This window comes from Streptomyces sp. NPDC005492, from assembly GCF_040605995.1.
In the GTDB taxonomy this organism is placed as follows: domain Bacteria; phylum Actinomycetota; class Actinomycetes; order Streptomycetales; family Streptomycetaceae; genus Streptomyces.
On record NZ_JBEXDX010000001.1, the window covers coordinates 15,317 to 28,366 of the forward strand.

12 protein-coding genes and 1 pseudogene are annotated in these 13,050 nt (G+C 68.3%); 11 read left to right on the top strand and 2 right to left on the bottom strand.

Annotated elements, in window-relative coordinates; genetic code table 11:
• Positions 1-221 precede the first annotated feature (221 nt).
• The 5 genes and pseudogenes from ABZT04_RS00080 to ABZT04_RS00100 all read left to right on the top strand — a co-directional run bounded on the left by ABZT04_RS00080 (position 222) and on the right by ABZT04_RS00100 (position 5,800).
• Positions 222-1,124 carry a DUF2637 domain-containing protein gene (locus ABZT04_RS00080; RefSeq protein WP_356051068.1) on the top strand — a complete coding sequence of 301 codons (903 nt, stop codon included), beginning with the start codon at positions 222-224 and terminating at the stop codon, positions 1,122-1,124.
• A 45-nt stretch (positions 1,125-1,169) separates the two neighbouring features.
• Positions 1,170-1,808, top strand: a pseudogene (gene mobC / locus ABZT04_RS00085) (plasmid mobilization relaxosome protein MobC); the annotation flags it as partial.
• A 1-nt stretch (position 1,809) separates the two neighbouring features.
• Complete coding sequence (locus ABZT04_RS00090) at positions 1,810-3,513, top strand: mobilization protein (protein WP_356051069.1); 1,704 nt, start codon at positions 1,810-1,812, stop codon at positions 3,511-3,513.
• A gap of 292 nt (positions 3,514-3,805) precedes the next feature.
• Positions 3,806-5,380, top strand: coding sequence for a hypothetical protein (locus tag ABZT04_RS00095; protein ID WP_356051070.1), 1,575 nt, complete (start codon positions 3,806-3,808; stop codon positions 5,378-5,380).
• 24 nt (positions 5,381-5,404) lie between these two features.
• Complete coding sequence (locus tag ABZT04_RS00100; protein WP_356051072.1) at positions 5,405-5,800, top strand: hypothetical protein; 396 nt, start codon at positions 5,405-5,407, stop codon at positions 5,798-5,800.
• 16 nt (positions 5,801-5,816) lie between these two features.
• Here the strand turns inward: ABZT04_RS00100 and ABZT04_RS00105 are convergent, their stop codons facing one another.
• A complete protein-coding gene (locus ABZT04_RS00105) occupies positions 5,817-6,356 on the bottom strand; it encodes a flavoprotein (RefSeq protein ID WP_356051074.1) in 540 nt (179 codons plus the stop codon).
• Positions 6,353-7,624, bottom strand: coding sequence for a helix-turn-helix transcriptional regulator (locus ABZT04_RS00110; protein ID WP_356051076.1), 1,272 nt, complete (start codon positions 7,622-7,624; stop codon positions 6,353-6,355). Before ABZT04_RS00110 ends, ABZT04_RS00105 begins: the two co-directional genes overlap by 4 nt.
• 176 nt (positions 7,625-7,800) lie before the next feature.
• Here ABZT04_RS00110 and ABZT04_RS00115 point away from each other — a divergent pair, with 176 nt between their 5' ends.
• From ABZT04_RS00115 to ABZT04_RS00140, 6 genes are read left to right on the top strand one after another with little or no spacing between them, the layout of a single operon-like run.
• Positions 7,801-8,232 carry an ATP-binding protein gene (locus ABZT04_RS00115; protein WP_356051078.1) on the top strand — a complete coding sequence of 144 codons (432 nt, stop codon included), beginning with the start codon at positions 7,801-7,803 and terminating at the stop codon, positions 8,230-8,232.
• Between the two features lie 39 nt (positions 8,233-8,271).
• Complete coding sequence (locus ABZT04_RS00120; protein WP_356052096.1) at positions 8,272-9,555, top strand: UDP-N-acetylglucosamine 1-carboxyvinyltransferase; 1,284 nt, start codon at positions 8,272-8,274, stop codon at positions 9,553-9,555.
• On the top strand, positions 9,552-10,781 hold the full coding sequence (locus ABZT04_RS00125; protein ID WP_356051080.1) for a metallophosphoesterase: 1,230 nt from the start codon (positions 9,552-9,554) through the stop codon (positions 10,779-10,781). Before ABZT04_RS00120 ends, ABZT04_RS00125 begins: the two co-directional genes overlap by 4 nt.
• Entirely contained in the window at positions 10,778-11,317 is a 540-nt protein-coding gene (dcd, locus tag ABZT04_RS00130; RefSeq protein WP_356051082.1) for a dCTP deaminase, read from the top strand. Before ABZT04_RS00125 ends, dcd begins: the two co-directional genes overlap by 4 nt.
• Complete coding sequence (locus ABZT04_RS00135; protein ID WP_356051084.1) at positions 11,314-11,850, top strand: deoxycytidine triphosphate deaminase; 537 nt, start codon at positions 11,314-11,316, stop codon at positions 11,848-11,850. The genes dcd and ABZT04_RS00135 overlap by 4 nt, the downstream gene beginning before the upstream one ends.
• On the top strand, positions 11,847-12,962 hold the full coding sequence (locus tag ABZT04_RS00140) for a glycosyltransferase family 4 protein (RefSeq protein ID WP_356051086.1): 1,116 nt from the start codon (positions 11,847-11,849) through the stop codon (positions 12,960-12,962). Before ABZT04_RS00135 ends, ABZT04_RS00140 begins: the two co-directional genes overlap by 4 nt.
• The last annotated feature ends 88 nt before the right edge of the window (positions 12,963-13,050 follow it).

The window sequence follows — 13,050 nt, forward strand, 5'->3', positions numbered from 1 at the left end:
TCTTGTGCCGTCCCGCCCGTCCCCGCCGTATCGCCGCAGGTCAGGGCGCCAGCCGCTGGGACGGCACACCACCATTAAGCCGTCCCGGCTGATGCCGGAGAAAGTCTCCGGAATCGGCCGGGACGGCAGACCGAACCCCGTGCCGTACCTGCCCTGACCTGCGCTTGCAACGGCCAAGACGGCAAAGACGGACCACACCACGACGCCCAGGAGCACCCCGCTTGACGAACCTCTCCACCGCCAGCAACCCAGACGAACGCCCCAACGAAGGACGGCCGATCACGACCAAGCAGGCTGCCGAGCGGTTCACGCTCATCGCAGCGGGCGTGGTCATCGTGACCCTCACGGCCAGCGGGTTCTGGCTGTCGTACGCGCATCTCGCCGAGGTCGCCGGACAGCACGGGCTCAGGAACTCCCCGGTCCGCCAGTGGGCCTGGCCCGCGACCCTGGACGCGTTCATCATCGCGGGCGAACTGCTCATGCTCCGCGCTGGTTTGCGCCAAGCGACCGACGGGTGGGCCATCGCCCTCACCGCCACCGGATCGGTCGGCTCCATCGCACTCAACGTGGCGGGCGTCAACGGCACGGGTGGCACGGGTGCTGTGCCCCTGCTCGACTACGTGGTCGCCGCGGTCCCCCCGACCGCCGCGCTGCTGGCCTTCGGTGTCCTGATGCGGCAGATCCACCAGCTCGTTGCCGAGCCCGCCGACGCCACTCAACGCCACAACACCGCCGACAGCAGCCACAACAGCACCCAGATCGCCCGTCTTACGAAAGACGGTTCCGGTCAGCCGCAGCCAGCCGCCCTCGAAGCGGCGGACCGGCACACCGACGTGGCGCAGGACGCCACCAATCTGCCGGAGCTCCCGCATCCTTCGGACGAGCCGGAAGGCAAAGAGTTCAGCACGGTCTCCGAGGAGTTCCTCACCATCGCTCGCAACGCGCCACTGGGACGGGGAGGCCGCGCTTCGCGCCGCCACATCGAAGCGGCGATACGAGACAAGGGCCTGTCCATCGGCAGGGCCGACGCGGAAAAGGTCAAAGACGCCTTGCAGACCGAACTCGACGAGGCCGCCTCCCAGCGGCAGGCCGAAGGCGACAGGGCATCTGCCCGCGCCTTCTGAGATGACCGCTTCCCGCCCCACGAACGCGCCACGGAGAACCCCCTCATGTACGACCCGGGCTACGAACTCCCCACTACCCAACGGGAGATGACCACCACCGCAACCCAGCCAGCAAGGTATCCCGTTGGACCGTCCAAGGGCCGGTCCAACGGGGGTGCCTCCGCCCCAGGGGTGGCGGAGGGGCTCGGGCACCAGGGGGTGCCCGAGGAGGACAAGCTCGTCGAGACCGCCGCCGTATCGCTGACGCGAGCCGCTGATGCCGCCGCGCTGCACCGCGTCGCCCGCCGCCGTCAGCGCGAACCCGTCCAGCGCAAAGAGCGCGTCGACGTGCGCTACAGCACCGACGAAAAGGCCGCGATCCTCGCCAAGGCCCGGTCCCTGAACATCGCCGGCGCCCACTACGTCGGCGCCGTCGTCATGGCCCACCTCCACGGCGACCTCGCCCTGCCCGGCCAGCGCACCCCACTGGACGACTACATCGACGAACTGACCGCCCTGCGCAGCGAGGTCGCCAGGATCGGCTACAACATCAACCAGATCACCAAGAAGCTCAACTCCGGCGGCCATCCACACCCTGGGGACAGCGCCATGCTGGCCCAGGTTGAACCCACCTTGGACGCAGTAGGCGCCACCGTCCGCCACATCGCGTCCGCCGCGAACCAAGCGGTCGCCAAAAAGTCCGCCGATGATCGCGAAGATCAGCGGCGGCACCGACACTGCGGGCCTGATCCGGTACCTGTTCGACACGACGAAGGCCAAGGACCACACCGCCCCCCACCTGGTCGCCTCCTGGGACGGCTTCGCCCCCGACCCCGGCCGCGCCGACGACTTCGACGCCACTCGAAAGCTCCTCGTGGCCGACCTCGACCTGCACGTCAAACAGGCCCGGCGACTAGGCCACGCCCCCGAGAAGCACACGTGGCACTGCTCGATCCGGGCCGCCGAGAGCGACCGTCACCTCAGCGATGAGGAATGGGCCGACATCGCCCGCCGGGTCGTCGCGGCCACTGGCATCGCACCCGAGGGCGATCCGGACGGCTGCCGATGGGGCGCCGTCCGCCACGCCCCCGACCACATCCACATCGCCGCCACCAAAGTCCGCGCCGACCTGCGCACCGCACGCCACTGGAACGACTACCTCACCGCCGACCGTGAACTCGCCGCCATCGAGAAGGAATACGGCCTCTTCCAAGTCGTCCGCGGTGACCGCACCGCCGCCAAGCGCCCCACCCGCGCCGAACAGGAGAAGGCCCGCCGCGCCGGCCACGACACGACCGCCCGCGAACGCCTGCGCACCACCGTCCGCACCGCCGTGGCCGCCGCCTCCACCATCGACGAGTTCGTCGACCTGCTCAGCCACCTCGACGGCGTACGCGTCGAACACGTGCACTTCCCCTCCGGGGACGTACGCGGATACAAGGTCGCCGTCGCGGACGACCCCCAGGGCCCCATCTGGTACTCCGGCTCCAAACTCGCCCCGGACCTGTCCCTCCCCAAGATCCAAGAACGCCTGGCGAACATGGGGCCGCAGCCCATCGGTCAGTCGGGAAGGCGCAGGCCCAACCCCTGGCACCAGGCCACCGCCGCAGCCGAACGCATACCCCACCACTTCGACCAACCCGACGACGAAGCCTCCCAAGGTCACCTCGCCGCCTTCGGTGAAGCCCTCGACGCCCTTCCCCTCATTACGCCCCAAGCCATACGACCTCAACTCCGAGAAGCAGCAACCTCGTTCGAACGCGCCACCCGCTCCCGCATCCGCGCCGATCACCACCACGCCCGCGCCCTGCGCGGCGCCGTACGCGCGATGCTCCGAGAGCCCGCCCCAAAGGACGGCGCCGTCCTGGCGATGTTCCTCGACGCCGCGATCCTCGTCGTCATCGCCGCCGCCCGCTGGCACCAACTCCACCACCACGACCAGCAGGTCGCCGCCGTCCACCAGACCCTGGTCCACCTCCAGGCCGCCTACGACCAAGCAGCCGCCGTACCGCTGGCTGCCCTCGCCCAACGCCGACCACCGCAGCAGACTGTGGACCGGCACATCTACCACCTGCGCCAAGCTGTCCCCGACCATGCCGAGCAGGTCGTCGAAGACCCCGCCTTCGGCGCGCTCGCCGCCACCCTCGCCAATGCCGAGGCAGCAGGCCACGATCCGCAGCAGCTCCTCCAACAGGCCGCCGACCAACGCGCCCTGGACGACGCCGACTCCCTTGCACGGGTCCTGACGTGGCGCATCCAACGCCTCAGCGCACGGTCGGCACCCAGCCCACGAGCCCGAGCAGCACAGGCCCGCAGCACTGCCGCACAGCACACCGGCGCTTCGGCTCCGATGACAGCAGCCGCTCCAGCCCCGCAACAGCCGACCCAAGCACGGCCGCGCTCCCTGTGACGCCCAACGCCGGAGTTTCGGCGGAATGCCACCTACGCCGTCGGTAACCCCACAACACGGAGGCGCCTTTCGGTCATTGTTCGATCCGAATGGCCCAGTGCGCCGCTTGTGCGGGTTTGCGGTATGGCAGCGCTTGCCATGCGCGAGGACGATGCCCCTCTGCGTCCGCCGTATTCAGGTGTCGCGGTGGGGCATCGGAGACACGGGGGTGGGGGACTTGTCCTACGGGGAGCATCAGTCTGTCTTTTCGGCACCGGCGGTGCCGTTGGGGACGGCGACTGATGCGCGGGGAGTGATCAAGCACGGGGTCTATACCGAGGGGATCACGCGCCGGTTGAGCGCTGCGGCCTTCGCCCGTACGGACTGGCTGGCCGTGTTACGCGCCGAACTGGCTCGGCTGTGGAAGGAGTTGAAAGCAGCCGTAAAGAAGCGGCTGCGGTGGCTCTTTCCTCCCAAGGAGGCGGAGAAGGCCCCCAGTCCCTCCGAGCCGGCACCGCCGTCGGTCGTGGTGGGTGAGGATTACGCGGTCTGGGTTCGGCGGAGGATCAAGAAGTCGAAGCGGCCGGTGCCGGTGTACGGCTTCCACCAGGAGCCCGTGGTGGAAGCCTCGGACCGCGCCATACGCCATATGCGGAAACGGCGATGGTCCGTCGCTGCGGTGGTCGCTGTTGTTGTCTGGCAGGCCATCGCCGGCAGTCTGACGGTGGGGTGGGCCGCCCTCACCCTGGTCGTCGGGGTGTGGGGCGTGTACCTGGTCGAGCGCTACCTGGCACAGACCCGCCTCAATGCCCTGTTGGCCGGTGAGTTGCACGCGGCTCCGACAGCCGTCCAGGCCCACGCTCTGCCATACCTCCGCGAGCGCCGCGACAGCGGCGACCGGGACCGCTTTCTCGGAGCGGGTCTTCAGGCATGGCTGCCCGCGGTTATCGGCATCGACGTCGAACCGGCCCCCGAGAACCAGGATGCGGGAGACGACGATACCGGGCTGCCTTCGGGACTTGCTTCGCCAGCACAACGCCCAGGTCAACCTGACATGGCCGAGGTGGCAAAGGCCGTTCTGGATGCCCTGTCTCAGCACAACAAGCCGGTGGCCCGCAAGCCGCTGAAGCACTTCACCGTTGCCCAGCTGCACACCCATGTCGCGCGCCGTCTGGACGACCCGGCACCCGCCCATCACCGCGATCACCCCATCCCGCGCATGGAGGTCATCGGCATCGCCGGCATCCACTACAAACGCTGGGATCAGATTGACGACAATGCCTGGCGCACCCTGCATGCCCTCGCCGAAGACAACATCGGCGACAAGCCCGCCGAGGAGATCGCCCGCCGCTACATCTGGGCCCGGGTCACCGCCTGGAACGGCGAACTCATCGCCGCCGTCCTGGTTCACCTCGCCTACCAGGGCGGCTTTCTGCGCGTCACCGTCCGGCCGCACATCATGGGCCCGCTCAACCCGAAGGTCGCCGGTCTCAAGCCTGCCGACCCACGCAGCCTGAGATGGCTCGCCCGCACCGCGTTCAACGCCCTCGGCGACGTCTACATCGGCCTCGACCGGCTCATCCGTCGCAAGGCCCGCAAGCGCCCCGAACTCGACACGGGCAGCGGACCGGTCAGCCTCCGTGAGGTCTACAGCGTCCGCTGGATCGAGGATATGCACACCAATGACGACGCCCGCTACTACGTGCAAATGATGCAGCGCCGCGTCTTCGACTCCACCGAGATCTTCCTGCGCGACCACAACGTCGACATCGCCGCCTACCAGCAACAGGCCACCGCGATCTACAACTTCGGCGTTATGAACGGCGGCACCATGGCCGGCCCCGTCCAGGCCACGCCGTTCTCCAACAACCCCTCCATGACCAACTGACCCGCACCCCACCAGGAGCCTCACATGGCCATTCGCCGCCAGCCCGACCCAGCCCCCAACGGACCCAACTTCGGCATCATCAACACCGGCAATATGACCGGACCCGCACAAGCAGCAGCGTTCTCCCAGAACGTCAGTCAGACCAACAACATCACCAACGATACTGTCGACAAAGCCCGCGACAGCATCGATGATCTTCGACGGCGCCTTGAAGAACTACGCGGCCAGTACCCCGAGGTGGATGCCGCCCTGCGCGACCTAGCCATGATCACCCCGCGCCTGGACGAACCCGACCGCGACCCCGGCACCCTGCGCTACATGCTCCAGAACCTCGTCGAGCGCTGCGGCGGATTCCCGAACCTCTTGGCCGCAGCCCAACTCGTCCAATCCACCGTCATGGCACTACTGCCTGGATCCTGACCGCCCCTGGCTTCGGCTACCGAGCGAGCCGGGACTCCAGCAGGTCCAAGACTTCCTCCCAGCGGAAGCGGTCTGCGCCGCCGCCGGCCTTCGGCCGATGAGGTTCATACGAGCCGATGAGGATGCCCATCTCGCGCAGCCGTTCCAGGCTCTGCCGGTAGGCGGGGTGGGCGGCCTGGGCCGAGTTGAGGTACGGCAGCACGGCGACCGGTACGTTCATGGCGGGTGCTTCGCAGAGGATGCCCAGGGCAAGGTTGTCGGAGATCCCAGCGGCCCATTTGTTGACGGTGTTGAAGCTGGCCGGGGCTACCGCGATCGCGTCCGCGGGCCGGGTCGGTCGCGGTTGGTCCGGTGTTCGCCAGGCCGAGCGGATGGGGAGACCGGTCTGTGCCTCGACCGCCTCGACGTCGAGGAAGCCGAGTCCTTGCGGGGTGGCGACGACGCCGATGTCCCAGTTCCGCTCGTGCGCTGCGGTGATCAGCTTGCCGACATCGGCGGCGACCCCGGCCGCGCAGACGACGATCTGGAGGAACGGCTTGTCGGGCTGGTCACTCACGCGGGCACTCCCAGTTGACGACTGAAGTGGTGCAGCTCGGGCAGTGCCCGGCGGCGGTCGCGGGCTGCCATGTCGGCGACCAGTTCGCGTACGGCCGGGCGGCGGATGTCCTGTGCCGCACAACTCTCGGCGATGCGCAGGGCCTGGTAGCCGTCGGCGAGTCTGCCCTGCTGACTGTAGGCGCGGGCGGTCTCCACCCAGAGCGCGGCCCGGCGCTCGGGGACGGGGATGTGGCGCCGCATGAGTGGCCGCGCGGTTTCCAGGGCGATGCCGGCGTCGCCGAAGGAGACGGCCGCGCTGATCTCGTGCAGGGCCACGTTGGTGGGGCTGAAGTTCGCCCAGGCGTCGGGCCGGTCGAAGGAGACGTAGCGCGCCACCTCTTTGGCCTCGGTGAGGAAGTCCTGGGTGGTGGCGCGATCGCCGTTCCTACTGGCGGCGGTCACCCCGCGCAGCAACAACAGGCCGACCGCTGCCAGATACCGGGGCGAGCGCTGGTCGTAGGAACCGGTGAGCTGGTCGGCGGTGTGGCGGACCATGTTCACGGCCTGGGCGGTGTGTTTCTCGCGCACGAGGACGTGGGCGTGAACGCGGACACTGGCGGCGAGGACGATGGGATCCCCCGACCGTTCCGCCTCGGCCATGGCCCGACCAGCCGCGAGCCAGGCGTTGCCCTGGTCGGCTCGCTTCAGCAGCAGACTCACGGAGGTCTGGTACGCGGTGGCGAGCAACCCGGACGCCTCCGCCGAGCCGGATGAGCCTCCGGCGGCATGGCGCAGGTCGGTGATCAGGCCCGGCAGCGTCCGTTCCAGATCCGTGTAGTCGCACGTGCAGAACATCCGGCGTACGTCCCGTGTCCGGTCCCGTAGCTCGTCGATGTCCAGGGCTTGCCCGGTGGCAGCAGGGCTCGTACTTGGCAGCAGAACCTGTACCAGGTCGAAGTGCGCTGGGGTGGACGACGGCGGAGCCGCGAGAGCTGCGACGCTCGCGGCCAGGAAGGTACGGCGGTGCATGTCCTCTGTTCCGGGGTCGGCGGGGCTGGTGTCGGAGGAGGCGGCGAGACCGAGACGGTGCGGTGGAATGTCCAGCACTTGCGCGATCTCGCGCAGCGTGCGCACGTCCTCGGTGCCCCTGCCGCTCTCCAGGCGGCTCACCTTCGACTGGTGGTACCCCAGGGCGGCGGCAACCTCCGTCTGCGAACGCCGCTGTAACACGCGGGCCTGACGGATCACTTCGCCGATCCGTCTCGCTTCACTCTGTGCCTCGGCCATCTGTGCCACGGCCCCTTCTGCCGTCGCCGATCCTGCCTGCTCAACCGAGCGTAACCGAGCGGCAATTGGCCGCGATGCAGCTCCTGCATAAGTCATGCGGCGCCGGCACACGGCGTGGCCCCACCTGCCTCCGAAGCGGTTGCGTGGAGCTGCCACACCGATCCAGGAGGCGGCTCATGGAAGCGCATCAGATCCATTTCCCCGTTCACGGCACACCTGCTGCCGCCAGCTCCGCGCGCCAGCAACTCGCCATCGGGATAAGGGCCTGGGACGCCTCCCTCGATCAGGAACTCCTGGAAACAGCGGAGTTGGTTGCCGCCGAGTTGCTCGCCAACGCGGTACGGCACGCGGGCCACGGCCCTATCTCGGCCGGCGCTCGCCTGAACGACGAACGCCTGCTGATCGAGGTGACGGATGCCAGCTTCAAGGCCCCACAGGTCGGACTGCCGGACGCGGAAGAGGAAGGCGGGCGCGGCCTGTTCATCGTCGCCGCCCTCGCGGACCGCCACGGGATCGACCCGCTGCCGTCCGGCAAGCGGTGCTGGGCCGAGTTCAAGGTCAGCGGCCCGGACCAGCCCTCACGATGCCTCCCCCTGCAAAGGAGTTGAAGGTTGACAGCCGTACGGATCCCTCCAATCGCCGCCGAAGTGGTCGCCATCCGGCCCGGCACTCCCCTTGCCGGTTCCGTAACTGTCGACGGGTCCAAGAACGCGGCCCTGCCACTTCTGGCCGCCGCCGCGGCCATGCACCGCCCAGTGCACCTGGGCAACGTCCCGGCGAACACCGACGTCGAAACGATGCTCACCCTGCTCCAGCAGTCAGGCTGGCACACGGCCCGCCCCGTCTCCGATCCGCACACCGCGGTCATCCTGCCCAGCGACAGGCCGCAAGCGGGGCCCGCCCCCGAGACCGCCGCACGTATCCGAGCCTCGTACTACCTCGTACCAGCGCTGCTCGGTGCATACGGACGGGCCCGACTTCCCTGGCCAGGCGGATGCCGGATCGGGGAACGCGGCATGGAACAACACTTCACGGTCTACGAGCGCTTCGGCGACCGTACGACCGTCGACGACCGGGGCTACCTCGTGGAAGCAGCCGCCGCACGGACCGGAACGGTTTCAATCATGCTGCCCTTCCGCTCCCGAGGCGCGACCATCGCCGCCGTCCTGCGCGCCGTCGTGGCCGGACGGCCACTGCGGCTGGGAGGGCCCAACCTCTCGCCGGAAGTCCTCAGCGTCGTAGAGGCGCTACGGCTGGCCGGATGGCAGTGCCGAGTCAGCGAGTCCCTCCTCTCGCTCGCACCACCAGCGTCTGCCCCTGCGGAGACCATCGCCTGGAAGGTACCCGGCGACAAGATCGAAGCCGGGACGCTGGCCTGTGCGATCGCAGCAACGGGCGGCGACGCACATATCTGCGGCGTTCGCGGCGACGACGTCGTTCCGCTGATCAGGGCGCTGCGGCAGCTCGGTGTGCCAGCCAGCACCGACGACGACGTACTGACCATCCATGCCCAAGACAACCGGCTTACCAGCCGGCCGCTACGAGCCGTCGCCTCCCTCGCCCCTGGCGGCCTGGACGCCGACTTCGAACCGTCCTTGATGGCGTTGGCCCTCGCCCGCCCTGGCACCCATCTCTTCTCCGACACCATCAACCCCGGCCGCCACGGCAACCTGCTGCCTCAATTCGCCCGTCTCGGCGCCGAGATCCACGACCTGTCGCCCACCAAGTGCCGTCTCACTGGCCCGCAGCAATTGACCGGGACCGGAGTGGAGGCCACCGACATCCGCACGGGCTCCGCCCTGCTCATCGCCGGCCTCACCGCGCGCGGTGTCACCACGCTGGGCGGTCTCGACCAACTCCGTCGAGGACACGCCGATCTACCCACCAAACTGCACGCCCTCGGCGCCGACATCTGCGAGGTCACCCCATGAGCCGACGGTTACGGAAGATCATCGCTACGACGGACGTCCACTCAGCCTTCGACGCGGCCACGCCAATGCTCACCCACCTCCACGCCGCCAGGGCCGAGAGCCTGATCGTGGATTGTGGCGACTTCTTCGAAGGAAGTGGCTACTACCGCTTCGGCAAGGGTCGGATCGAGCGCGAGATTCTCACCAGCCTGTACGACCTGCTCGCGCCGGGAAATCACGGCTGGCCGCACTACTTCGAACCAGGGCTGCACGAGATGACCGTGTGCGCCAACGCCTCCGACGCCAACGGCAAACCCCTCTTCGACCGAGTACGCATCAAGCGGATCGGCGGCCAACGGGTCGCCATCACCGCGGTGGTCGGTCCCCAGGCGTTCAACACGATCCCCACCCGCGACCGCAACGGCCATCACGTCACCAACCCGGCTCACGCCCTGCGCGAGGTGATGCTGGAGAACCACCACCGAGCCGACGCCTGGATCGTGTTGTCCCACTCCGGCTTCGAGGAGGACCTGAAGCTGGCCGCCGCCTGCCCGTTTGCGGACGTCATCTTCGCTGGCCACTGCCACAGCGACATCTACGGCCCCGTGCGTAACGGCGACACCCTGGTCGTCAAGGGACGTGAGCTTGGCATCGGCTACGCCACTGCAGAACCCGTCGGCAGCGGCTGGGCCGCTCGCACATGCACCTTTCCCAACGCCGCCGTAGCTCCCGAAGACCTCCCCACGGTGCAGGAGAAGATCTCCTTCATCGGCCGGAAGCTGGCGAGTCCGCTCGGAACTGTGAACGAGCTTTATCGCAATGGGGAGTTGGACCGCAGCCGTCTGCTGCGAGAGATCGCCGGCCGACTCCACTCCGGCCTCGGCGCAGACGCGGTGATCCTCAACGAGACCGCGCTCCGTTCCGTACCGCTCGGCGAAGTACTCACCCTCGGCGACCTGTTGGCCATCGAGCCCTTCGACAACCATCTCGTCCACGCAGCCCTTCCCGACGAGCAGGCCCAGGACCACGGCAAGCTGCTCAGACAACTCGCTGAATGCGTCGGCCCGTTGGTCATCGCTCCGACGCCTCTTCCGTCGGCGATGAGCAGCGTGCTAACGACGGGCTACCTCGCCGACAGCCACCTGGGCGGCCGAACGCATCAAGCCGGACTCCGGCTCAGCCAAGCCGTACGCCGTGTCCTGGCCACCGCCTTGCCCGGCGGCGTCACCGAGGGAGGCGTGCAGTGATCCTCACCGGACCCGAGATCACCGCCGCTGCCCGCGACGGTCGCCTGACCATCGACCCCTTCGAGTTGGAACAGGTCAACCCCAACAGCTACAACGTTCGCCTCGGTCCCACCCTGCTGACCTACGTGGACACCGTGATCGACTCCCACCACCCCAACTCCACCTGTGAGATGGAGATCGGGAAGGACGGGTACGTGCTCCAGCCCGGCGAGTTGTACCTCGGGCACACCCTCGAACAGGTCGGCTCCAACTCCTTCGTACCGCTGCTGTTCGGTCGCTCCTCGGTCGGCAGGCTCGGCCTCTTCGTCGAAATCACCGCCCCCATCGGCGACATCGGCTTCCACGGCCAGTGGACGCTGATGCTCTCGCCGGTCCGCCCGCTACGGGTGTACGCGGGCATGAAGATCGCGCAGATTATGTTCTTCGTCTCCACCGGTGAAGTTGACCCGTACCAAGGCAAGTACCAGGCCGCTACAGGCCCGCAGCCGTCGAAGTACTGGCGGGACGTCGCCCGGTTCAAGGCGGTCGCCTCGTGATCCTCACCGGCCCCGCGATCAGCGCCGCCCTCCAGACCGGCGAGATCACGATCGACCCGTACGATCCCGCCCGTCTCTCCCCGAACGCCTACGACTGGCGGCTCGGCGACACGCTCCGCGTCTGCGCCGGTGACCTGGACGCCGCCGCCCCCACCGCGTTTATCGAACAGGCCATCCCCGCAACGGGCTTGGTGCTGAAGCCGGGGGTTCTCTACCTCGGCGTAACGCTGGAGAAGACCGGTTCAGAGACGTACGCGCAGATGATCAACGGCGACCGCACCATCGGCGCACTCGGCCTCTGGGTCCACGTCTCCGCCCCGCTCGGACACCAAGGTCACGCCATCCGCTGGACGTTGGAGATCCGCGCCGCCAAGCCCGTTCGGGTCTATCCAGGGATGACCTTCGGCAAGCTCGTCTTCCTCACCGCCTTCGGCAAGCCAGCCAGCTACCAGCAGCAGCTTTCCAAGTACGCGGCGACCGACGGCATCGACATCTCCCGCCTCTACGAGGAGATCCCCGGAGGAGTCCTGTGAGTCCCCGCCCAGCCGCCGGGCCGCTGGCCGCCACCCTGCTGGACCTGCCCGCAGGAAGCCCGGGCGGCAGCGTCGAACTCTTCCTCGACCTCTACACCGGCGACCGCCCTCTGATCCCCGCACGCGCGTTCATGCTCGGCCCGTCCAACGCGAGGCGCCTTGTCCCCGCTGGGCTCGACCTGCTGCCCGTGGCTGGCAAATGCCTGGAAGGCCCGGCCTTCGGCAGCTACGTCACAGCCCTACGCAGGGCCCTCACAGCCGCGATCAACCCAACCCAGATCGGCGTCCTGCACCTCCAGCACCTGACCTTCGGCGCTACCCCAGCCCTCATCCGAGCCCTGCCCTTGCATCCCCGCATCGCCCTGGTCCACGGCACCGACCTGATCTTCGCCGAGGCCCACCGCGATCAACTCCGCGTCCTGCGCGAGACCGCGAGAGCCGCAGACGCGATCGTCGTGCCGACGGTGGCAATGGCCGACCGCCTGCTCAAGCTCGCCCCGCAGATCGACCGCAGGAAGATCACCCACATCCCCTGGGGCATCCCCAACCACCTACTCACCGACCCACCACTCCGGTCAACTCGCGCCTCTGCCAGCCACCTACGGCTGCTGTACGCGGGACGGCTGACCGCAGAGAAGGGAGGCGACGCCCTGATCAAGAGCCTGGCGCCCGTGCCAGGTATCGAGCTGAGCATCGCTGCGCCTAGGTTCCAATTCCACGCCCTGGCACCGCTGTTGCAACGGGCCGGCCTACGGCCCCGCTACCTCGGTTGGCTCCGCCGTCCACAACTGTGGAAGACGTTCGCCGAGCACGACGTACTGGTCATGCCGTCCACCACCCTGGAGGCCATGGGCTTGGTCGCGCTGGAGGCCCAAGCCTGTGGACTGCCCGTCCTCTACCAACCCGTACCCGGCCTCAACGAGGCCCTCGCCGCCTCCGGAATGGCCACAGATTTCACCAACTCGGCCGCTCTCGCCCGCGATCTGGATCGGCTGCGAACTTCTCCGGGCCTACTCTCCGCGCTGCGGCAGTCGGGCTACGCGAACGCTGCTCGCTACCCACTGTCAGTTGCCGCACAAGCTCTGATTGACCTCGGCCACCAACTCTCCTGAGCAGGTGCAGAAACCGGGCCATCCGGCGGGGCGGGGACAGCCCCCGCACGCCGTTCCTCCGCTCACCCCACCCGCGTCACTACGCTGA

Excerpts from the sequence above, each read along its gene's own strand:
- ABZT04_RS00115 (WP_356051078.1), top strand. The coding sequence starts at position 7,801 with ATGGAAGCGCATCAGATCCATTTCCCCGTTCACGGCACACCTGCTGCC.
- ABZT04_RS00125 (WP_356051080.1), top strand. The coding sequence starts at position 9,552 with ATGAGCCGACGGTTACGGAAGATCATCGCTACGACGGACGTCCACTCA.
- ABZT04_RS00090 (WP_356051069.1), top strand. The coding sequence starts at position 1,810 with ATGATCGCGAAGATCAGCGGCGGCACCGACACTGCGGGCCTGATCCGG.
- ABZT04_RS00100 (WP_356051072.1), top strand. The coding sequence starts at position 5,405 with ATGGCCATTCGCCGCCAGCCCGACCCAGCCCCCAACGGACCCAACTTC.
- ABZT04_RS00110 (WP_356051076.1), bottom strand. The coding sequence starts at position 7,624 with ATGGCCGAGGCACAGAGTGAAGCGAGACGGATCGGCGAAGTGATCCGT.